Annotated in this window: 19 protein-coding genes; 6 read left to right on the top strand and 13 right to left on the bottom strand. The window is 73.1% G+C overall.

What is annotated here, in order from left to right; genetic code table 11:
- Nucleotides 1–48: 48 nt before the first annotated feature.
- From ACR68M_RS32140 to ACR68M_RS32130, 3 genes are read left to right on the top strand one after another with little or no spacing between them, the layout of a single operon-like run.
- Nucleotides 49–1275, top strand: a complete 1227-nt coding sequence (locus ACR68M_RS32140; protein ID WP_441247665.1) for a glycosyltransferase family 4 protein — start codon at nt 49–51, stop codon at nt 1273–1275.
- On the top strand, nt 1272–2444 hold the full coding sequence (locus ACR68M_RS32135; protein WP_441247664.1) for a glycosyltransferase: 1173 nt from the start codon (nt 1272–1274) through the stop codon (nt 2442–2444). Before ACR68M_RS32140 ends, ACR68M_RS32135 begins: the two co-directional genes overlap by 4 nt.
- On the top strand, nt 2444–3376 hold the full coding sequence (locus ACR68M_RS32130) for an SGNH/GDSL hydrolase family protein (RefSeq protein ID WP_441247663.1): 933 nt from the start codon (nt 2444–2446) through the stop codon (nt 3374–3376). The genes ACR68M_RS32135 and ACR68M_RS32130 overlap by 1 nt, the downstream gene beginning before the upstream one ends.
- Here the strand turns inward: ACR68M_RS32130 and ACR68M_RS32125 are convergent.
- The 4 genes from ACR68M_RS32125 to ACR68M_RS32110 are packed head-to-tail and all read right to left on the bottom strand — an operon-like array spanning nt 3313 to nt 7823.
- Entirely contained in the window at nt 3313–4680 is a 1368-nt protein-coding gene (locus ACR68M_RS32125) for a GH1 family beta-glucosidase (RefSeq protein ID WP_441247662.1), read from the bottom strand. The genes ACR68M_RS32130 and ACR68M_RS32125 overlap by 64 nt on opposite strands.
- Nucleotides 4681–4731: 51 nt before the next feature.
- Entirely contained in the window at nt 4732–5574 is an 843-nt protein-coding gene (locus ACR68M_RS32120) for a carbohydrate ABC transporter permease (protein ID WP_441247661.1), read from the bottom strand.
- Complete coding sequence (locus ACR68M_RS32115) at nt 5567–6502, bottom strand: carbohydrate ABC transporter permease (protein ID WP_441247660.1); 936 nt, start codon at nt 6500–6502, stop codon at nt 5567–5569. Before ACR68M_RS32115 ends, ACR68M_RS32120 begins: the two co-directional genes overlap by 8 nt.
- Before the next feature lies 1 nt (nt 6503).
- A complete protein-coding gene (locus ACR68M_RS32110; RefSeq protein ID WP_441247659.1) occupies nt 6504–7823 on the bottom strand; it encodes an ABC transporter substrate-binding protein in 1320 nt (439 codons plus the stop codon).
- A 151-nt stretch (nt 7824–7974) separates the two neighbouring features.
- Between ACR68M_RS32110 and ACR68M_RS32105 the strand changes: the two genes are divergently transcribed.
- Nucleotides 7975–9204 (top strand): ROK family transcriptional regulator, encoded by a 1230-nt coding sequence (locus tag ACR68M_RS32105; RefSeq protein ID WP_441247658.1) that lies wholly within the window; start codon nt 7975–7977, stop codon nt 9202–9204.
- A 7-nt stretch (nt 9205–9211) separates the two neighbouring features.
- Here the strand turns inward: ACR68M_RS32105 and ACR68M_RS32100 are convergent, their stop codons facing one another.
- From ACR68M_RS32100 to ACR68M_RS32060, 9 genes are all read right to left on the bottom strand, one after another.
- Nucleotides 9212–10564: an LLM class flavin-dependent oxidoreductase gene (locus ACR68M_RS32100; RefSeq protein ID WP_441247657.1), complete on the bottom strand. Its 1353-nt coding sequence runs from the start codon at nt 10562–10564 to the stop codon at nt 9212–9214.
- Between the two features lie 31 nt (nt 10565–10595).
- Nucleotides 10596–11126, bottom strand: coding sequence for a flavin reductase family protein (locus tag ACR68M_RS32095; RefSeq protein WP_441247656.1), 531 nt, complete (start codon nt 11124–11126; stop codon nt 10596–10598).
- Nucleotides 11107–11904, bottom strand: coding sequence for an ABC transporter ATP-binding protein (locus tag ACR68M_RS32090; protein WP_441247655.1), 798 nt, complete (start codon nt 11902–11904; stop codon nt 11107–11109). Before ACR68M_RS32090 ends, ACR68M_RS32095 begins: the two co-directional genes overlap by 20 nt.
- Before the next feature lie 31 nt (nt 11905–11935).
- Entirely contained in the window at nt 11936–12832 is an 897-nt protein-coding gene (locus ACR68M_RS32085) for an ABC transporter permease (protein WP_441247654.1), read from the bottom strand.
- Nucleotides 12833–12917: 85 nt separating this feature from the next.
- Nucleotides 12918–13880, bottom strand: a complete 963-nt coding sequence (locus ACR68M_RS32080) for a TauD/TfdA dioxygenase family protein (protein WP_441247653.1) — start codon at nt 13878–13880, stop codon at nt 12918–12920.
- 43 nt (nt 13881–13923) lie between these two features.
- On the bottom strand, nt 13924–14940 hold the full coding sequence (locus tag ACR68M_RS32075) for an ABC transporter substrate-binding protein (protein ID WP_441247652.1): 1017 nt from the start codon (nt 14938–14940) through the stop codon (nt 13924–13926).
- Nucleotides 14941–15262: 322 nt separating this feature from the next.
- Complete coding sequence (locus ACR68M_RS32070; protein ID WP_441247651.1) at nt 15263–16471, bottom strand: ROK family protein; 1209 nt, start codon at nt 16469–16471, stop codon at nt 15263–15265.
- Between the two features lie 189 nt (nt 16472–16660).
- A complete protein-coding gene (locus tag ACR68M_RS32065) occupies nt 16661–17533 on the bottom strand; it encodes an SMP-30/gluconolactonase/LRE family protein (RefSeq protein WP_441247650.1) in 873 nt (290 codons plus the stop codon).
- Nucleotides 17534–17544: 11 nt separating this feature from the next.
- Entirely contained in the window at nt 17545–18096 is a 552-nt protein-coding gene (locus ACR68M_RS32060; RefSeq protein ID WP_441247649.1) for a hypothetical protein, read from the bottom strand.
- 372 nt (nt 18097–18468) lie between these two features.
- Here ACR68M_RS32060 and ACR68M_RS32055 point away from each other — a divergent pair, with 372 nt between their 5' ends.
- Nucleotides 18469–19422 (top strand): TauD/TfdA dioxygenase family protein, encoded by a 954-nt coding sequence (locus tag ACR68M_RS32055; RefSeq protein WP_441247648.1) that lies wholly within the window; start codon nt 18469–18471, stop codon nt 19420–19422.
- A 51-nt stretch (nt 19423–19473) separates the two neighbouring features.
- Nucleotides 19474–21057 carry an ABC transporter substrate-binding protein gene (locus tag ACR68M_RS32050; RefSeq protein WP_441247647.1) on the top strand — a complete coding sequence of 528 codons (1584 nt, stop codon included), beginning with the start codon at nt 19474–19476 and terminating at the stop codon, nt 21055–21057.
- The last annotated feature ends 2 nt before the right edge of the window (nt 21058–21059 follow it).

Below are 21059 nucleotides of genomic sequence, written 5' to 3'. Positions count from 1 at the left end.
AAAGCTCCCCTTGGTCGGCTGCACGCCCCGCCCGGGAACAACGGTGGCATGCGTGTCGTCATCGTCACCGAATCCTTCCCTCCTGAGGTCAACGGCGTCGCCCACAGCGTGCTGCGGACGGCCGAACACCTGGTCCGCCGTGGCCACCAGCCACTGGTCATCACCCCGGCTCCGGCCCGGGGTGCCCACTGCCCTCCGCACTCCTTCGGGCCCGCCGACGCGTCGGCGGGCGGGGCTCCGTTGCCGGTGGTGCGGATACCCTCCGTGCCGCTGCCCGGCTACCCGCAGGTGCGGATCGCCCTGCCCAGCCGTCGGCTGGCCTCGGCGATCGCCGCCCACCGCCCCCAACTCGTGCATCTGGCCAGCCCGTTCGTACTCGGCGCACGGGCGGCGCAGATCGCCGGACAGCTCGGCCTCCCCACCGTCGCCGTCTACCAGACCGACCTGGCCGGGTACGCCCAGGCGTACCGGGCGGGCCGGGGGCTGGGCGAGGCCGTCGCCTGGCACCGCATCCGCTCGATCCACCGCGCGGCCGCCCGCACGCTCGCCCCCTCGACCACCGCCGCCCACGACCTGACCGCGCACGGCGTGCCACGGGTGAGCCTCTGGCCACGCGGGGTGGACTCCGTCCGCTTCCACCCGCGCCACCGGGACGAGGCACTGCACCGCACGCTCGCCCCCGGCGGGGAGGTGCTGGTCGGTTACGTCGGCCGCCTCGCGCCCGAGAAGCGGGTCGACCTGCTCGCCGGGGCCGCCGCGCTACCAGGGGTGCGGGTGGTGGTGATCGGGGACGGCCCGAGCGGGCCGGCCCTGCGCAGGGCGATGCCGGGCGCCCAGTTCCTGGGCCGCCGCACCGGCGCGGAGCTCGCCCGGTACTTCGCCACCCTCGACCTCTTCGTGCACACCGGCCCGTTGGAGACCTTCTGCCAGACCATCCAGGAGGCGATGGCCAGCGGCGTCCCGGTCGTCGCCCCGGCCGTCGGCGGCCCGCTCGACCTGGTCGGCCACCTGCGGACCGGCCTGCTCGTGCCGCCCCGCGACGGCGCAGCCGTCACCCGGGCCGTCTCCGCCCTCGCGGCCGACCCCGCCCTGCGTGGCGCGTACGGCGGCGCGGGCCGGGCCGACGTGACGGCGCGGACCTGGGAGGCCGTCGGCGACCTGCTGCTGCGGCACTACCAGGAGGTCCTGGCCGGGCACCACGGCACTCCCCTGCCCACACCGGTCACGCCCGAGGCGGTGCCCGCCCCGGCCAAGGTCGAGGAGCAGCCGGTATGACCGCCTCAGCCGCCTCCACCGCCTCAGCTCCGTCCCTGTGCATCGTGCGGATCGCCAACTTCGTGACCCCGGTCTCTGGCGGTCTGCGCACCGCGCTGCACCACCTGGGGGCGGGCTACCTCGCTGCCGGGCACCGGCCGGTGCTGGTGGTGCCCGGCAGCGGGTACCACGACGAACTGACGCCCCAGGGCCGGGTCGTGACGCTGCCGGGCCGGCTCGTGCCGGGCAGCGGCGGGTACCGGGTGCTCACCGACCGACGGGCGGTCGCCCGGCAGCTCGCCGCGCTCGCCCCCGACCGGCTGGAGGTCTCGGATCGGACCACGCTGCGCTGGACGGGAGCCTGGGCACGGGCGCACGGAGTCGGCTCGGCGATGGTCTCGCACGAGAGCGCGACCGGCGTGCTCGGCACCTGGGGGCTCCCCGGGCCCGCCGCGCGCGTGCTCGCCGACCGGCTCAACTCCCGTACCGCCGCCGCGTACGACACGGTGGTGTGCACGACGGCCTGGGCCGCCGCCGAGTTCGAGCGGATCGGGGCGCCGCGCCTGGCGCTCGCCCCACTGGGGGTGGACCTGGCTCTGCTGCACCCGAGCCGGCACGATCCCGCCGTACGAGCCAGGTACTGCGCCCCCGACGAGGTGCTGTTGGTGCTCTGCTCCCGGCTGTCCGCCGAGAAGCGGCCGGAGCGGGCGCTCGAAGCCCTGGCCGAGCTGCGCGGGCGGCACGGCGTACCGGCGGTGCTGGCCGTCGCCGGGGCCGGGCCGCTGCGGCAGCGCCTGACGGAGCTGGCCCGGCGGCAGGGGCTGCCGGTGCACTTCCTCGGGCACCTGGCCGGGCGGGAGGAGGTCGCCGCGCTGCTCGCGAGCGCCGACGCCGTGCTCGCCCCCGGGCCGGTCGAGACCTTCGGGCTGGCCGCTCTGGAGGCGCTGGCCTGCGGCACGCCGGTCGCGGTGAGCCGCTCCTCCGCGCTGCCCCGGATCATCGGTGCGGCGGGGGCGGTGGCTGCCGACAGCGGGGCCGGATTCGCCGATGCCGTACGGGAGTTGCTGGATCGGCCGCCCGAGGAGCGACGGGCTGCTGCGCGGGCTCGGGCGGAGGGGTTCGGCTGGGGCGCGGCCGTCACGGCGTTCCTCGCCGCGCAGGGCGTCCCGGCCACGGCTGGGCGGTCCTGATGCGCGCCCACCGGGAAGCCCTGCTGCCGGTGCGCTTCGCCGCGCTCGGCGACTCGCTCACCGAGGGGGTGGGCGATGCGGTGCCGGGCGGCTGGCGGGGGTGGGCGGCGCTGCTCGCCCCCGCGCTGGCCGACGGCCCGGTGGAGTTCCGGAACCTCGGCCGGAGCGGTGCCCTCAGCGGCAGCCTGACGGCGGAGCAGCTGCCCGTTGCCGTGGCTCTGCGGCCGCACTTCGCGGCGGTCGTGGTCGGCGGCAACGACACCCTCCGGGCCGGCTTCGACATCGGCCGGACGGCGGAGCACCTCGACACCGCCATGCGCGCGCTGGACGCGGCGGGAGCGGTGCTGCTGACGGCCTGCCTGCCGGACGCCGGGCAAATGCTGCGCCTCCCCCAGCCGCTTGCCCGCCCACTGGCCCGGCGGACGGCGGCGGTCAACTCCGTGGTGCACGCGCTCTCCGAGCGCCACCGGGCCGTCCACCTTCATCTGACCGGCCTGCCCTGGCTGGCGGAACGCCCACTGCTGAGCGTGGACCGGCTGCACCCGAGCCCGGCGGGCCACCACCGGATCGCCCACGAGTTCCACCGCCTGCTCGCCGAGGCGCAGCACCCCGTCGGCCCGGCGCCGGTCGCCGAGGACTCGGCCCCCGCGCCGGGCCGGGCCGCCGACCTCCGGTGGATGGCGACCCAGGGCACCCGCTGGCTGGTCGCGCGCTGCACCGACCTGCTCCCGGGCCTGCTCGCCCTCGCCGCCGTCGAGACCCGGCACCGTCTGCGCGGCACCACCGCGCTCCTCGACGCCCGGTCGGCCGACGCGACGTCCGCCGCCCTGCACCGGCTCGGCCTCGACGCGCCGCCGTCCGCTGCCGCTCAGCGCGCGTCGCCGTGCCCGTTGCCGGGCCCGCCACGGTGTCGGGCGATCAGCTCGGCGTAGCGGCGGCCGCTGGACTTCACCGTCCGCCGCTGGGTCGCGTAGTCGACGTGGACGAGGCCGAAGCGCTTGTCGTAGCCGTACGCCCACTCGAAGTTGTCGAGCAGCGACCAGGCGAAGTACCCGGCGAGCGGCGCGCCGCGTCCGACGGCGCGGGCGCACGCGGCGAGGTGGTCCTCCAGGTAGGCGGTGCGCTCGGGGTCGTGCACCTCGCCGTTCGCGCCGACGGTGTCCTGGTAGGCGGAGCCGTTCTCGGTGACGTAGAGCCGCTGCGCGCCGTACTCCTCGGTGACCCGGAGCAGCAGTTGTTCGAGCCCGGGGGCGTGCACCTCCCAGTCCATCGCGGTGTGGCCGCCGTTGGGGCCAGGCACCTGGCGGGCGTAGGGGGCCGGGCCCGAGGGGTCGTCGGTGACGATCTGGCGGAAGTAGTAGTTGACGCCGAGCCAGTCGAGCGGCGCGGCGATCAGCTCCTGGTCGCCGTCGCGGACGGGGAGGTCGACGCCGTAGAGCTCGACCATGTCCTCGGGGTAGCCGCGGCCGTGGATCGGGTCGAGCCACCAGCGGTTGGTGTGGCCGTCCGCGCGGCGGGCGGCGGCGTGGTCGGCCTCGCTGTCGGTCGCGGGCTCGACGGGGCTGAGGTTGTTGACGATGCCGATCCTGGCGCCCGGCGCGGCGGCCCGCAGGGCCTGGACGGCGAGGCCGTGGCCGAGGTGCAGGTGGTAGGAGGCGCGGACGGCGGCCGTCAGATCGGTGACGCCTGGCGCCATCGTGCCGTCGAGGTGGCCGATCCAGGCGGAGCAGAGCGGTTCGTTGAGCGTCGCCCAGTCGGTGATCCGGTCGCCGAGGCGCTCGGCGACGGCGGCGGCGTACTCGCCGAAGCGCTCGGCGGTCGACCGCTCCGGCCAGCCGCCGCGGTCCTGCTGGGCCTGCGGGAGATCCCAGTGGTAGAGGGTCGGGAAGGGCCTGATGCCGGCCTCCAGCAGCCGGTCGGTGAGCCGGTCGTAGAAGGCGAGGCCGGCCTGGTTGACCCGCCCGTCGGCCTGCGGCACCACCCGGGGCCAGGCGATCGAGAACCGGTAGGCGTCCAGGCCGAGTTGTCCGGCGAGGGTGAGGTCCTCGGGCCAGCGGCGGTAGTGGTCGCAGGCCACGTCGCCGGTGTCGCCGCCCGCGACCCTGCCCGGGGTGTGGGAGAAGGTGTCCCAGATGGACGGTGCACGGCCGTCCTCCGTCACGGAGCCCTCGATCTGGTAGGCGGCGGTGGCCGCACCCCAGAGGAAGTCGTCGGGGAAGGCGCTGAGTTCGGTCACGCTGGCGGCCTTTCGGGGAGACGGGCGGTGTTGTTCCATCCTGACGGTGCGTCACTTGACGGCGCCGGCGGTGAGCCCGGCGACGAGGTACCGCTGGAGGAGGAGGAACCCGGCCACCACGGGCACGCTCACGACGAGTGAGGCGGCCATGACCTGGTTCCAGTAGACGTCGTTCTGGGTCGCGTAGCCCTGGAGGCCGACGGCGAGGGTGCGGGTGGTCGCGTTGGTCATCACCGAGGCGAACAGCACCTCGCCCCAGGCGGTTATGAAGGCGTAGACGCCGACCGCGACGATGCCGGGGACGGCGGCCGGGACGATGATCCGTACGAGGGTGTGCAGCGGGCCGCAGCCGTCCACCGACGCCGCCTCGTCCAGGTCGCGCGGGATGGAGTCGAAGTACCCGGCCAGCATCCAGATCGAGAACGGGAGCGAGAAGGTGAGGTAGGTGAGGATCAGACCACCCCGGCTGCCGAGCAGTGCGACGCCGGTGCTGTTGCCGATGTTGACGAAGAGCAGGAAGAGCGGCAGCAGGAAGAGGATGCCCGGGAACATCTGGGTGGACAGCACCGTGACGGTGAACGCCTTGCGGCCCCGGAAGCGGTAGCGGCTCACGGCGTACGCGGCGAAGATCGCGATCAGCACCGAGAGGGCGGTGGCGCCGACCGAGACGATCAGCGAGTTGGTGAAGTACTTCGCGAGCGGGACGGTCGTCCAGATGTCGAGGTAGGGCTGGAGGGTGAGCGTGCTCGGTATCCAGTGGAACGGGCCCTGGACGTCCTGGAGCGGCTTCAGCGAGGAGCTGACCATGACGAACAGCGGCGTGAGCGTGAAGACCGAGAGCAGGGTCAGGAAGATCCGTCGGGCCCACCGGAAGGAGCGTCCGGGGCTAGGCATCTGCGTCCCTCCGGCGTGAGGTGAGGAAGAGGTAGACGGCCGTCACCACGAGCAGGAACAGCAGCAGCAGGACCGACATCGCCGAGCCCGCGCCGAAGTTCCAGGTGACGAAGGAGGACTGGTAGATGTGGATGGAGATCAGGTCGGCCGCCTGCGGGGCCGACTTGCCGAACAGCACGTACGGCGTGTTGAAGTCGTTGAACGTCCAGAGGAAGAGCACCAGCACCAGCACCTGGTTGACCGGGCGCAGCGCCGGCAGGGTGATCCGGCGGATCTGCTGCCAGACCCCGGCGCCGTCCATCGCGGCCGCCTCGTAGAGGTCGCGGGGGATGTTCTGCAGGCCGGCCGTCACGGTCAGGAAGGCGAACGGCCAGGACTTCCAGACCGAGACGGTGACCAGCGCGGTGAAGCTGTTGTCCCCGAGCAGCCAGAACGGCCTGCCGGAGGTGAGGTGGAGCTGGTCGTGCAGCACGTGGTTGATCAGCCCGGTGTCGTGCTGGAACATGAACGACCAGGTGATGACGGCGGTGTAGACCGGCAGGGCGTACGGGACGAGGAAGACCGCGCGCAGCACGCCCCGGCCCCGGAAGTTCTCCTGCATGAAGATCGCGGCGGCCGTGCCCAGCAGCCAGGAGATGCCCACCGACAGCGCGGTGAAGCGGCAGGTCGTCCAGAACGAGTTCAGCAGCGACTGGCCGACGGGGGCGCTGAAGTCGACCGCCAGGCGGTAGTTCCCGAGGCCGGTCCAGGGTGCGGCCGACCAGTCCCGGATGAAGAACTGGGTGAGCTGTCTGAAGCTCATCACGGTGCCGACCGCCATCGGGACGAGGTGGATCAGCAGCTCCAGCGCGAGGGCGGGCAGCAGGAGCAGGTACGGCAGCCCTGCGCGGCGCAGGCGCGGGGGCACGCGGCTCGATCGCTCTCGCACGTCAGGAGGCCGGCATCTGCTGCTGGGCCTTGGCCAGTTCGGCCTTGACGCTCTCGTCGGTGACGGGCTTTCCGGCGGCGGCCGCGGCGAAGAGGTTCTTCACGGCGGTGCCGACGAGGGTCTCGAACTGGCTCTCGTTCGGGACCTGCGGGAGCGGGGCGGCGCTGGTGCCGAGCACGCCGGAGAGCATCTTGAGCTCGGGGGTGGAGAACGCCGTGTCGCTCTGCGCGTCCTTGACCGGCGGGATGGAGCCGTAGGCCTTGTTGAGAACGACCGACTCCTCCTTGCCGGTCATGAACTTCACGAAGTCCAGCGCGCCGTCGAGGTTCCTGGTGTTCCTGAAGACGGAGAGGTTGATGCCCGCGACCATCGAGCTGGTGGCGGTGTCACCGGCCGCGCCGGCGGGCACCGGGACGGGGGCGACGCCGTAGTCGTCCTGGCTCATGCCGTGCGACTTCAGGGTGGCACCGGCGGCCTGCCACATCAGCATCGCGGCCTTGCCGGTGGCGAAGTCGGTGACGGACTGGTTGTTGGCGTACTCGGCGTTGCCGGGTGCGGCGATCCTGTCCTGCGCGATGAGGTCGACGTACTGCTTGACGGCGGCGACCGCGCCGGGGCTCTCGAAGGTGGGCTTCCCGGCGGCGTCGAAGAAGTCGGCGCCGTGCTGCTTGCCGAGGGTGAAGACGTGGTGCACGTTCTCGGAGACGTTGCCGCCCTCGACGGCGATGCCGTACGTGCTGCCGGTGGTGAGCTTGCGGCCGTCGGCGAGCAGTTCGTCCCAGGTGGCGGGCGGGTTGGCGAGGCCGGCCTGCTGGAAGAGCTTCTTGTTGTAGTAGAGGCCGTACGCCATCGAGTAGAGCGGCACGGCGGCCGGGTCCTTCCCGGCGGCGCCGGCCGAGGCGATGGCGGAGGGGAGGAAGCGCTCCTTGCCGCCGATTTTGGCGAAGGCGGCGGAGTCGAACGGCAGCAGTGCGCCGGTGGCCTGGAGCGAGGCGGACCAGGTGTTGCCGATGTTGAGCACGTCCGGCCCCTGGCCGGAGGCGGTGGCCGCGAGGATGCGGTTGAGCAGGTCGGACCAGGGCACCACCTCGAGTTCGACCTTGATGCCGGTCTGCTGCTCGAACTTCTTCAACTCGGGCTCCAGCACCTGCCGGTCGTTGTCGAGGCTGGTGCCCTGGTTGCTCGCCCAGTACGTCAGCGTCCTCGGGCTCGTGTTGCTGCCGCCTCCGGAGCCGGTGGAGGAGCCGCCGCCGCAGGCGGTGGCGGTGAGGGCCAGGGTGGCGATGAGTGACGTGGCGGCGGCGATCCGGTTGATGCGCATGACCGGGCCCCTCTCAGGGGTGTGCTGGAGCATCGACGTGGGGGGAAGTCGGCATCCGCAGTGCTTACTTCAGGCCGTGATTTAACTGGTGGGAAAAGCTGGCGTCAAGACCTCGCGGCGGGATAGATTCCGAAGTAGCCGAGGGAGGCCCATGTCGGAGCGAAGTGTCCAGACGGTCCGTGACCTGCGCCGCAGCAGCAGGTCGACGCTGCTGCGGCGGCTGTATTTCGAGGGCCGGACGAGCAGGCAACAACTGGGCCACGCCACCGGGCTCAGCGCCGGGTCGATCAGCAACGTCATCGGCGAGCTGATCGCCGACGGCGTGGTGGAGGAGGCCGGTTCGGTCGACTCCGCCGGGGGCCGCCCGCGCATCCTGCTCCAGGTGAACCCCGGCAGCGGGTACCTGGTGGGCGTCGACGTCGGCGAGACCCAGGTCAGAGTCGGTCTCTTCGACCTGACCCTGACCGAGCTGGCCGCCCGCGACCAGCCGCTCTCCGACCACGGCCACGACGTGGACCACGTCGTGCGGCTGATCCTCACCGGGCTGGCCGAGGTGCTCGCCGAGACCGGGACGGACCGCGCGAGCGTGCTCGGCGTCGGGGTGGGCGTACCCGGCATCGTCGAGCAGGGCGACCCGGCCGCCAACGGCCACGGCATCGTCGTGCACGGCCCGACCGTCGGCTGGGACGGGGTGCCGCTGGGCCGGCTGCTACGGGCCGGCACCGACCTGCCGCTGTACGTCGACAACGGCGCCAAGACGCTCGGCCAGGCCGAGATGTGGTTCGGCGCCGGGCGCGGGGCGGACCACGCGGTGGTCGCGCTCTTCGGCTCCGGCGTCGGCGCCTGCGTCATCGCCAACGGCGTGCCCTTCCGCGGCGCCACCAGCAGCGCCGGCGAGTGGGGGCACACCAAGGTGCACGTCGGCGGGCGGCTCTGCCGCTGCGGCGCCCGGGGCTGCCTGGAGGCCTACGTCGGCGCCGAGGCACTGGTCGAGCGCTGGGGCGGGGCGGCGGCCGGCTCCACCTCCAGCGCGGACGAGAAGGCCGGACTCGCTGCCCTGCTCGCCGCCGCCGACCACGACCCGGCCGCCGCCGAGCTGCTCCGCGAGACCGCCGACTACCTCGGCGCCGCCATCGCCGACCTGGTCAACCTCTTCAACCCCGAACGCATCATCATCGGCGGCTGGGCCGGACTCCTCCTCGGCCCGCACCTGCTGCCCGCCATCCGCGAGTCCGCCGCCGCCCACGCACTGCGCTTCCCCTACGCCCAGACCTCGATCGAGCTCGGCCTGCTCGGCCCCGACGCCGTCACGGTCGGCGCCGCCACCCTGCCACTGGCCCGCTTCCTGGACTCCGGCGGCGAGGCTCCGCAGCTGACCTGACGTACCGTCAGATCAGTTGCGGAGCAGCCGGGATCAGGCGGGAGACCGCAGCCGGGCGGGGTAGGCCGTAGTGCTCGCGTAGGGTGCGGCCGGTGTAGTCGGTGCGGAAGAGGCCGCGATCCTGGAGGATCGGGACGACCTGGTCGGCGAAGGTCTCCAAGCCGGACGGGAGGACGGCGGGCATGATGTTGAAGCCGTCCGCCGCTCCGGCCCGGAACCACTGCTCGATGGTGTCGGCCACCTGCACCGCCGTCCCCGCGAAGGTCCGGTGGCCGCGCCCGCCGCCGAGCCGGGCGATCAGCTGACGAACCGTCAAGCTCTCGCGGCGGGCCAGCTCCACGACCAGGGTGTACCGGCTCTTGGAGCCCTCGACCTCGTCCTCCTCGGGCAGGTCGGCGGGCAGCTGGCCGTCCAGCGCGAGGCGCTCCGGGTCGACCCCGAGCAGCACGGCGAGCTGGCGCTGCGCGTACTCGGGCTGGATCAGCCGGTCGAGCTCCGCTTCCAACTCGCGTGCCTCGGCGGCTGTTTCGCCGATCACCGGGACGATCCCGGGGAGGATCTTCAGCCCGTCGGGGTCGCGCCCGAGCGCGGCCGCGCGCCGCTTGAGGTCGGTGTAGAACGCCTGTCCTTCGGCCAGCGTGGGCTGCGCCGTGAACACGGCCTCCGCGTACCGGGCGGCGAAGCTCCGGCCGCTCTCGCTCGAACCGGCCTGCACCAGCAGCGGGTGCCCCTGCGGCGAGCGCGGCACGTTCAACGGCCCCTCCACCCGGAAGTACCGGCCGACGTGGTCGATCGGGCGGACCAGCCCCTCCACCGCGTGAACGCCCCGGGCCTTGTCGCCGACGACGGCGTCGTCCGCCCAGCTGTCCCACAGCAGCGCGGACACCTCCAGGAACTCGGCCGCGCGCTCGTAGCGGTCCAGGTGCGCGGGCTGGCCCGCCAGCCCGAAGTTGCGGGCGGCGGCGTCCCCGGCCGTGGTGACGATGTTCCACCCGGCGCGGCCGCCGGAGAGGTGGTCAAGCGAGGCGAACCGGCGCGCAAGGTTGTAGGGCTCGTTGTAGCTGGTGGAGGCGGTGGCGATCAGGCCGATCCTGCTGGTGGCCCCGGCCAGCGCGGCGAGCAGCAGGGTCGGCTCCAGCCGCCCGCTCGGCCGACGCCCCGGATCGCCCCAGAGCGAGGGGCTGTCCGCGAGGAACACCGAGTCGAACTTCGCCTCCTCCGCGCGGCGGGCCAGCCGCTGGTGGTGGGCGAGGTCGATGTGGGCCGCCGGGTCGGACTCCGGCAGCCGCCAGGACGCCTCGTGGTGACCGGTGTCGTGGATGAAGAGGTTGAGGTGCAGTTGGCGCCGATCCGTGGTCATGTGCAGCTCCTTCGTGAGGGATGGCGGGTAGTCAGGGCCGGGGCGGGAGGGCGTGGTAGCGGCCGTCGTGGTGCACGAGCGGCCGGTGGCTCCGGGCGAGCCAGGACTCCTCGACCCGGGCGACGACGATCCGGTGGTCACCGGCCGTCACCCGCTGCTCCAGCCGCACCCGGAGCCAGGCCGGTGCCTCCTCCAGGACGGGCGCACCGTCGGCGAGCCGCCGCCAGCGGGTCGGCGGGGCGAACCGGTCGATCCCCCGAGCCGCGAACTGCCGGGCCAGCAGCTCGTGTTCGGCGCCGAGGAAGTTGACCACCGCCGTCGAGGCGTCCCGGACGTGCGGCCAGCTGGACGAGGTGGCCGAGACGGCGAAGGACACCAGCGGAGGGTCCAGCGAGAGCGACGTGAGCGAGGTCGCGGTGAAGCCGGCCGGGCCGCGCCCGGCGTCCACCGTGATCACGACCACGCCGGCCGGGTGCCGTCGGAACACCTCGCGGAACCGGTCCGCCGAGACCGGCGCGGGGCGCGCGGGGAAGGTGGGGAGATCAGGCAGCAGGTCGGTCATGGTCGGCTCTCTCGGTGGGTGTGGGCTGCTCGGTGGCGTCCGGGTCGTCCGTCACACCGAGCTCGGCCAGCAGGGCAGTCCGGAGGGCGGTGAAGCCCGGGTGGGTACGGGGCCTGGCGTCGGGCAGGTCGATCTCGTGGTCGGGGCCGAGCCGCCCGTCGGTGAGCACCACGACGCGGTCGGCGAGCAGGACCGCCTCGTCGACGTCGTGGGTCACGAGCAGCACGGCGGGCCGGTGGCGGCGGCAGAGCTCACGCAGCAGGGCGTGCATCCTGATCCGGGTGAGTGCATCCAGGGCGCCGAACGGCTCGTCCAGCAGCAGGAGTTCGGGCTCACGGACGAGCGCCCTGGCGAGCGCCACCCGCTGGGCCTCGCCGCCCGAGAGGGTGACCGGCCAGTCCTCGGCGTGCGCGCGCAGGCCGACCTCCGCCAGCGCAGCCAGCCCCCGGGCGCGGGCCGCCGGGCGCGGCCCGGGTAGGCCGAGGACGACGTTGTCCAGGACGCGCTTCCACGGTTGGAGCCGAGGGTCCTGGAAGACCACCGAGCGGCGGCCGGGCACCAGCAGCTGTCCTCGGAAGTCCGGGTCGAGCCCGGCCATGGCGCGCAGCAGGGTGCTCTTCCCGGAGCCGCTGCGGCCCAGCAGGGCGAGGAACTCCCCTTGGCGGAGCCGTAGATCGACTCCGGCGAGCACCTCGCGGCCTTCGAAGGTGCGGTGCAGGTCGACGGCCAGGACGGCGGTGTCGGGCGCAGCGACGGCAGCGGTAGCGGTAGCGGTCATGACGGGTTCCCTCCTTCGGGCACGGCAGGTCTCAGGCGCCGTCGAAGCCGCGCCGCCAGACCAGCAGGCGGCGTTCGAGCAGGCGGACCAGGGCGTCGGCGGCGAGGCCGAGCAGCCCGTAGACGAGCAGGCCGAGCACGATGATGTCGGTGCGGTACCAGGCCTGGGCCTGGTTCATCAGGTAGCCGATGCCGCTGGTGGCGTTGAGCTGCTCGGCGATGATCATCACCAACCAGGCGCTGGTCAGTGCGAACCGGAGGCCGACCAGGAAGCCGGGCACCGCGCCGGGCAGGACGACGTGCCGGATCAGACCGGCCCGGCCCAGGCCGAGCACCCGGGCCGACTCCACCAGGCGGTGTTCGACCCCCCGGATGCCGGCATAGGTGTTGACGTAGACCGGGAAGACCGTGGCGAAGACGACCAGGGCGATCTTCGGCTCCTCGCCGACGCCGAACCAGATGATCACCAGGGGCAGCAGGCCGAGCGCGGGCAGCGCCCGGAGGATCTGCAGGGTGGAGTCGAGCAGTTCCTCGGCGAGCCGGAACAGCCCGGCAAGCACGGCCAGCACGACGCCCAGGCTGACGCCGATCGCCAGGCCCTCGACGACCCGCTGCAGCGAGGCCAGCAGGTTGCTCGCCAACTCACCGTTGCGGCCCAGCTCCAGAGCCGCCGAGAGCACCTGGCCGGGGGTGGCCAGCACCCGGGGGTTGACGGCGCCGAGGCTGCCGAGCAGCTGCCAGAGCAGGACGAGCAGTGCGGGCCCGGCCAGCCGCCGGAGCGGTCGCGGGAGCGCCACTCGCACCCGGCGCGGGCGGCTCAGCCCGGCCGCGTCCACCAGCACGAGGGGTGGCGGGTCGGCGGGGGCCCGTACGGCTTCGGGCGGTGGCTGGTCGACGGTGACGGCGGCGACGGTGACGGTGCTCGCCATGCCGGGCTCCTTCCAGGGGGCGGCGGCCCGCCGCGATCGGGCGGGCCACCGGGGTTGGACAGACTGGGACGGACGGGACGGAGCGTCAGGACGCCACGGACACCCGGTGCTCGGACGTGAACGGGCGCCCGGCGATCAGTTCGGACTGCTGCCCGTCGGTGCCGACCGGGATGTCGCCGATCAGGGTGACGCGGTGCAGTCGGCGCTCGACGTCGAGGTGGTCCAGGTCGCGCGGGGCGAGGTGGGCGGTGGCGCGGTTGTCCCAGAAGGCGACGTGCCCGGCCTCCCAGCGGAAGCGGACGGTGTACTCGGGCCGGGTGATCTCGGCGTGGAGCAGGTCGAGCAGCCGCCGGCTCTCGCTCGCCGACAGGCCCACCAGGTGGCTGGTGAAACCCGGGTTGACGAACAGTGCGCGCTCCCCCGTCACGGGGTGCACCCGGACCACCGGGTGGACCGCGACCAGGAGGTTGTCGTTGACGCGCTTGGCGTAGTCGGTGCCCGCCTCGACGGGTCGGCTGCCGCCGTAGCGGTGCTCGGCCCGCAGCGTGTCCACGAACGCCCGGAGCGGAGCGGACAGGCCCTCGTACGCGGCGACCAGGTTGGTCCACTGGGTGTCGCCGCCGATCTCCGGCGCGGTCTCGGCCCGCAGGATCGACCCGGCGGGCGGGTTCACGGCGGCGGTGACGTCGGTGTGCCAGCCGTCGAAGTAGCTGTACTGGCGCTTGCGGTACTCGTCGAGGAAGCCCGCGCCGTACCGCTCCTCGAAGCGGCGCGGGTCGATGGTGAAGATCTCCGGGTGGTCCTCCGGCGGGGTGTCGTCGTGCGGGTGCGCGTACGTCAACTCACCGAACTGGCGGGCGAAGGCGATCTGCGTCGTGTGGTCGAGGGTCTGTCCTCGGAAGAAGACCACCTTGTAGCGGTGCAGGGCCTCCCGGATCTGCCGGACGGTGTCGGCAGGCAGCGGCGCGGCCAGGTCGACACCGTCGATGTCGGCGCCGATGTACCCGGCGACGGGGCGGATCGTGAGGGCGGGGCCGGTCGGGCTCATGAGTGGGTCCTTTCGAGGGGTGGCGGTGCGAACTGGAGGGGGTTCAGCTCTGGTTGGCGGCGACGACGGCGCTGAACGCCGCCCGCACGTCGGCCGGGAACTCGCCCGACACGTCGGCCCGGCCCGGGAGTTGGCCGTTGCCGAGGAAGAGGTCGGCCTGCCGCTGCTGCGCCGCGACGATCCGGTCGTCCAGCGGCGCGTACGAGGTCTCCCCGGCGGCCTGCCAGATCAGCTTGCCGACCTCGGGGCGCTGCTTGTTGACCTTGACGTAGTAGGCGTCGATCCAGGCGTCGGGGTGGGCCCGGTTCCAGCTGTTCGCCTTGACGACCCGGCCGACCAGATCCAGCAGCGCGCTGCGCCGCGCCGGGTCGCCGAGCGCCTTCCGGGTCGCCAGCAGGAAGCTGTAACCCGAGGACACCTGCTGGCCGTTGATGAGCTGCCCGGCGCCGGGGTGCGCCCCGGTGTAGGTGACCAGATCCTGGGCGGAGGCCGTGGCGGCGTCCACGGTGCCGGATTCCAGCACCTGGCCGATGTTCTGCAACGGCACGTCGACCGGTGTCACGTCCTGCTGCCGGAGGTTCACCGTCGCCAGTGCCTGGATCAGGAAGCCCTGGTTCGCGGTGCCCTTGGAGTAGCCGATCTTGCGCCCCTTGAGATCGGCCAAGCTGTGCACGCCGGAGCCGGCCCGCACCACCAGGGTGTAACCCGGCCCGACGGTGTGGCTGGCGGCGACCACATCGACCGGGATGTTCGCGGCGGCGGCGAAGATCGCGGGGGTGTCGCCCATCACCCCGAAGTCGACCGCCTCGGCGGCGAACGCCTGGTTGACCAGCGGCCCGCTGTTGAACTGGTCGAAGACCACCTGGTAGCCGAGCCCCTCCAGCTGGCCGGAGGTCTGCAACAGCGTCTGGAGGTACTTGCCCTGGTCACCGACGTGCAGGGTGACGGGCCGGGCGGCGCCAGGGGTGTCGGCCTTGGCGGTGGCCCCGCAGGCGGTGGCCAGCGGCAGCAGCGCCGCCAGGGCGAGGAGGGCGATCGGACGGGGCCTGCTCGGTCTCATGGGATTCCTCGGGTACGGGGGGTGGCAGGGCGTGGCGACGCGCCGGGGCTGCGGGCTCGGTCCGCCCGGGAAGGGGCGACGGCAGGCAGGGGGCGCGGAAGGCAGGACAGGCAGCAGCGACGACGTCAGCGGCTGCGGCGGGCGGCCGAACAGCGCAGGCCCGCGAAGTGGTGCACGCGGAAGGCGTTCACGAGGTGCCGACCGGCGGCTCCTCGGATCGTGGCCCTGCGCTGTGCGTCCATGACTGGAGTCTGCCGAGTACGACCCCGGCGGGCAATGGTTTGTGACGGTATGGAAGAAATGCCCCTCACCTGGAACACCCTCACCGAAGCGCGCCGACCGTGCGCAGCGAGAGCGGGTCCTGGTGCACCGCGCCGAGCACGGGAGCCCCGGCGGCGACAGCCAGCGCCTCCCGGCCGAACGAGCTCGGCCGCACCAGGCCCCCGGGCTCCCGCCGGGTGTGCCGGGCGACCTCGTCGCGCAGGACGGGGAACAGCTCGGGCAGGTGCAGGGTGACGGCCTCGGTCACCACCAGGACATGAGGGCTCATCATGTCCAGCAGCAGGGCCACGGCGTGCGCGACCAGCCGCAGCCGGGTGCGGCACAGCTCCAACGCGGCGGGGTCGCCGCTGCGCGCGGCGGCGAGCAGCAGCCCGAGCTCCGGGCGCGGGGTGATCCCCTCGGCGGCGGCGCGCTCGGCGAAGGCCCGGTCGGAGACGGTCGCCTCCAGGCAGCCGGTGCCGCCGCAGGGGCAGCGCAGCGTGGAGGACGGCACGGGCAGGTGGGCGATGCCCCCGGCGCCGCTGCGCCGTCCGCGCAGCAGCGTGCCACCGGCGACGATCGCCGCGTCCACCACGTTGCCCACGACGAGATGGACGAGGTCTCCGCTGCGGCCGGCGCCGAACAGCACCTCCGCCCGCGCCAGGGCCCGCGCGTGGCTCTCGACGTGCACGGGCAACCGGGTGGTCTCCTGGAGCACCTGCCGGAGCGGCACGTCGGCCCAGCCGAGGGCGCTGTTCTCCACCACCGTCCCGAGCACCGGGTCGACCCAGCCGCCGGTCACCGCGCCGAGGCCGAGCACCGAACGGCCCTGGGCGTGCCGGCGCAGGAAGCCCGGCAGCCGGTCGGCGATCTCCGCGACGTCCCGGTACGCGTCGCGCTGCGGCTGCCGTCTGGGCAGCTGCTCCTGGGCGACCACCCGGCCGCGCAGGTCGGTGAGCGAGAACGTGAGCCTCGGTACGGCGATGTGGACCCCGGCGGCCAGGTGGTACCGGGTGTCGATGTCCAGAGGGATGCTCGGGCGGCCGGGCCCCGCCCCGGCCTTCGGCCCAGGGGGCTCGTGCACCAGGCCGAGGGCCAGCAGCTCGGTGGTGTGGCGGGAGACGGCGGCCGGGCTGAGCCCGGTCTCCCGGCTGATGCTTCCCCGGCCGAGCGGGCCCCGGTGCAGCGCGGCCCGCAGCACGGCTGCGGCGCCGTCGGGCTTCTCGGGGGCGGGTGGTGGTACCGGTGTGGCGACCAACGCGAGCGGCATCGGCGGTCCTCGCTGGGAGCGGCCCGACCAAGGGCCTGAGCTGGTCAGGGGCAGCGGCGCACCGGCAGCCCGGGGAGGGGCTACCGGTGGCGAGGACAGACCGCTGGGGTCGCTGAGGTCATGCGCCGATGGTCGCAAGGCCCGTCGGGCCGGTCAATGGACGGGTGTTGCACGCGTGTGGCAGTTCCGCTACGCCCGGTCGGCCGCAGATCCGTCCAGGCCGAGCCAGGGCTGTGCGGCGGACCGGCCGGTGCCGACACCGTCGGCGCGGAACAGCCGGCCGGAGGCGGGGGCGTCGGCTGACGTCGCGGTGGTGACGTACAGGGTCGTCAGGTCGGGGCCGCCGAAGGTGCAGCTGGTGACGCGGGGCACCGGAAGGTCGAGGGTGGCCAGGCGGACGCCTGCCGGGGAGAGGCAGTGCACGGCGGCGCCGTCCCAGAAGGCGATCCAGAGGTTGCCGTCGTCGTCGAGGGTCATGCCGTCGGGGACGCCCGGAAGGCCCGAGACGTCGAGGGAGCGGATCCGGCGGCCGACCGGGCCGTGTTCGGGGTACTCGTAGAGGTCGACGCGGCGGGTCGGGGTGTCGATGTGCCAGAGGCGGTCCGGCTCGGGCCAGGCGAGGCCGTTGGGGATGCTGAGGCCGTCGAGCACGGGGTGCACGGTGCCGTCGGCTTCGAGCCGGTGGAGCGGGCCGGGCTGCCGGGGTTCGGTGAGCTGCATGGTGCCGGCCACCAGGCGGCCGTACGGGTCGCACTTGCCGTCGTTCATCCGCCGGTCCGGCCGGTCGGCCTCCACCGGGGCGATCAGGGTGGTGGTCTCCCGTGCGGTGTCGAGGAGTTCGAAGCCGCGCTGGGTGGCGAGCACCACCTGACCGTCCCGGTGGGGCGCCAAGGTGCCCGGCATGGTGTCGAGTTGGCAGGAGCCGGAGCGGCCGGTCGCCGGGTCCAGCCACTCGACCCGGCGGTCGGGGATGCCGATCCAGTGGAGGCGCTGGGCGGCGGCGTCCCAACTGACGCCTTCCCCGAGAGTCAGGCGGGTGTCGGTGACGGGTTCCGCGCGCAAGAGTGACTCCTTCAGCTGAGTGACTGGACCAGGACGTCGTCGGCGGCGAAGTCGGCGGGGGTGGCGCCGCTGCGGGCGAGCAGCCTGAGCTGGGTCGCCGCGCCCGCTCCGGCGGTGAGCCGCCCGCTGCCCTGCGGTACGTCGTCCACCGACACATCGTAGGTGCCGGTGGAGGGGTGCAGCACCAGCGAGACGCGCAGCCAGACCCCGGCCGGGTAGGCGAACGCGCTGTCCGTCCAACTGCCGTTGTCGCTGTACGCGGCGTAGCCGTCGGCCGCCAGGCTGAACTGGGCCACCGCGGTGCCCGAGGCGTCGAGCAAGTGCAGCCCGAGCGGCGCGGTGGTCTGCCCGGCCCGGAGCCGGGCGTCGACCCGCAGGTCCCCGGTCGCGGCGGTGAAGGGGCGGACGGCGCTCACGTCGGCGGTGCTCTGCCGGGGCAGCAGCAGGGCGGAGCCGTAGCCGCCCGCCGGGTCGACGCCGACGGCCGCCGGGGCACCCGCGCCGAGGGCGGAGGAGACCCCCCTGGGAGAGCTACGCTCCGGGCGCCCACAGCAGTTCCGCAAGTCAGTCGGGCCGCCGTCGGCCGACACACGCCGACACATTCGCGCAACACCCGCTCCCACCAGGCGAGATGGCGATTGACAGCGGGAGGTGGGAGTCCCCACGATGATCGAGTACCCGACGGCGACCGGAAGAAGGGATGTCGACCGCCATGCGCTCTGTCCACCTCCCTGGCTGTCGCCCCCGCTGCCGCTGTCGCGGCTGCTGACGCGCGCTCTGCCGCGTCCGCACCACCCGCCTCACCCCGCACCGACCGCACCACACACGCACGACCGCACGGTGCCCGGCCGCGCTTGAGCCCCGCTTCGGCGGCCCTTCGGCAGACCCGTCCGCGCCGCCCGCGAAACCCGATCCCCAGAATCTGAGGTCCCCTCATGTCTGCTGTCCCCACTCAGCTCCGCACCACCCCGGCCGCCGGGCGGATCGGCGCGGTCGTCCACGACGTCCGGCTCAGTGGCGAGTTGCCCACCGCGGCCGTCACGGCGATCGAGTCGGCGCTGCACCGGCACAAGGTGCTCTTCTTCCGTGGCCAGCAGCACCTGGACGACGCAGGGCACGAGGCGTTCGCCCAACTGCTGGGCCACCCGGTCGGCCACCCGACCGTGCCGAGCGCGGACGGCCGGTACGTCTTCGAGCTGGACGCCACCAAGGGCGTCCGCGCCAACAACTGGCACACCGACGTGACGTTCGTGCCCTCGTACCCGAAGGCCTCCATCCTCCGGGCGCTGGAGGTGCCCCCGGCGGGCGGCAGTACGGTGTGGGCCAACACCGCTGCGGCGTACCAGGATCTGCCCGAGCCGCTGAAGGTGCTCGCCGAGCAGCTGCGGGCGGTGCACACCAACGACTACGACTACGCGGCGAGCCTGGCGCTGCGTCCGGAGCTGGCGGACAACAAGGAGGTCGCCGAGCTGTTCCGGCAGGTCTTCGTCTCCACCGCGTTCAAGACCGAGCACCCGGTGGTGCGGGTGCACCCGGCGACGGGTGAGAAGAACCTGCTGCTCGGCGCGTTCGCGCAGCGCATCGTAGGCGTGTCGGGTGCTGACAGCCGGGCGCTGATCGAGCTCTTCCAGCGGTACGTCGAGCGGCTGGAGAACACCGTCCGCTGGGACTGGCAGGTCGGCGACGTGGCGATCTGGGACAACCGCGCCACCCAGCACTACGCGGTGAACGACTACGGCGACGAGCCGCGCCTGGTGCGGCGGATCACCCTGGACGGCGACCTGCCGGTCGGCGTCGACGGCGAGCCCAGCCGCCTGCTGGAGCCGGCCGAGCCCCCGGCCGTGCCGGGCCTGGTGCCCGCCGAGCAGCTCGCCGTCGCCGCCCGCTGACCCGCCCGCGCGCCCCTCTCAAGATCTCAGCACTCCTCGAAAAGGCAAGCCATGACTGCGTTCAACTCACCCATCTCCGCTGGCGTCTCCCGTCGCTCCCTGCTTCGCGCCGGTCTCGCCGGAGCCGGTCTGCTGACGCTCGCGGCCTGCCGTTCGGCCGCCGACACGACGGCCTCCGCCGCCGGGGCGGCCACCCCGCGCCGGGGCGGGACACTGACCGTGGCGGCCGGGATCGACTTCACCCCGAGCCTGCTCTTCGCGCAGAGCGCCAACACGCTGGTGCAGCGGCTGGTCTTCAACACCCTGACCCGGTACGACGACCAGCTGAAGCCGCAGCCCGAGCTGGCCACCTCCTGGCAGCTCGGGCCGGACGGGAAGAGCATCACCTTCAAGCTCCGCGAGGACGTGCTCTTCCACAGCGGGCGGAGGTTCACCGCCGACGACGTCGTCTTCGCCGTCAGGAACCTCCAGAACCCGTCCCGGTCCTCTCAGTTGAGGTCGACGGCGGCCACCGTCACCGACTTCCGGAAGAACGGCGACCACGAGCTGACGCTCGTCCTCGCCCACCCGGTGAGCAATCTCTTCGACCTCTTCGAGTTCATGATCATCGCCGACCCGGCCACCGTCGAGGACGCACTGGCGGGCCGGCAGCTGATCGGCACCGGCCCGTTCACCTTCACCCGGCGCAACCCCGGCTCCTCGATCAGCCTCGGCCGCAACGACAAGTACTGGGCCCCCGGCCGCCCTTACCTGGACGGCGTGGAGATCCGCATCATCTCCCAGGCCGACGCCCTGCTCTCCTCCCTGAAGACCGGGCAGAGCCAACTCTCCTACGGCGTCCAGGGCAAGGACGTGGCCGCGCTCAAGGCCGACCCGCAGTACCGGATCACGCCGTACGACACCGGCGCGGGCGCCTACTACATCGGCGTCAACGTCACCGCCGAGCACGTGGGCGACAAGCGCGTCCGGCAGGCGATCGCCTGGGCCGTCGACCGTGACCGGCTGGTGCAGCAGGCCCTCGGCGGCTACGGCCTGCCGACCTCCGCGCCCTGGCCGAAGTCCTCCCCCGCCTACTCCGACGCGAACGCCGCGCACTACACCCACAACCCCGACAAGGCACGGGAGTTGCTCAAGCAGGCCGGGGTGGACAGGCTCACCCTGCCGTTCGCGCACTCCTCCGACCCGGGCAACACCGCCGTCGCCCAGATCCTCCAGTACGACCTCAAGCAGGTCGGCATCGAGACCGTGCTGCAGCCGACCGACTCGCCGACCATGCAGAAGCAGCTCATCGCCCAGTCCATGCCGGCGCTGTGGACGCTCAGCCACGGCTTCGCCCAACTCCACCCCGCCACCCTGGCGGTGAGCGCCTACCCGTTCAACGAGGCGAAGAACAGCTCGCGCTTCACCTCCCCCGCCTACACGCAGATCGTCCAGCAGGCCTGGCAGCGACCGGACAGCGACAGCGCCGAGGCCAAGGTGCTCTACCAGCAGATCACCGACGTGCTGCTGGACGAGGAGTTCGTGATCGACCTCGCCATCGCCGGGGAGGTCGAGGTCGCGGCGGCCAAGGTGCGCGGCGCGACCCTCAACAAGTTCAACTACCTGAATCTCGACGACGCCTACCTGACGGCCTGACA

The organism is Kitasatospora sp. McL0602, assembly GCF_052076145.1.
Classification (GTDB): Bacteria; Actinomycetota; Actinomycetes; order Streptomycetales; family Streptomycetaceae; genus Kitasatospora.
Note: the sequence above shows the minus strand (reverse complement) of the source record. Positions and strands in the feature narration are given on the sequence as shown.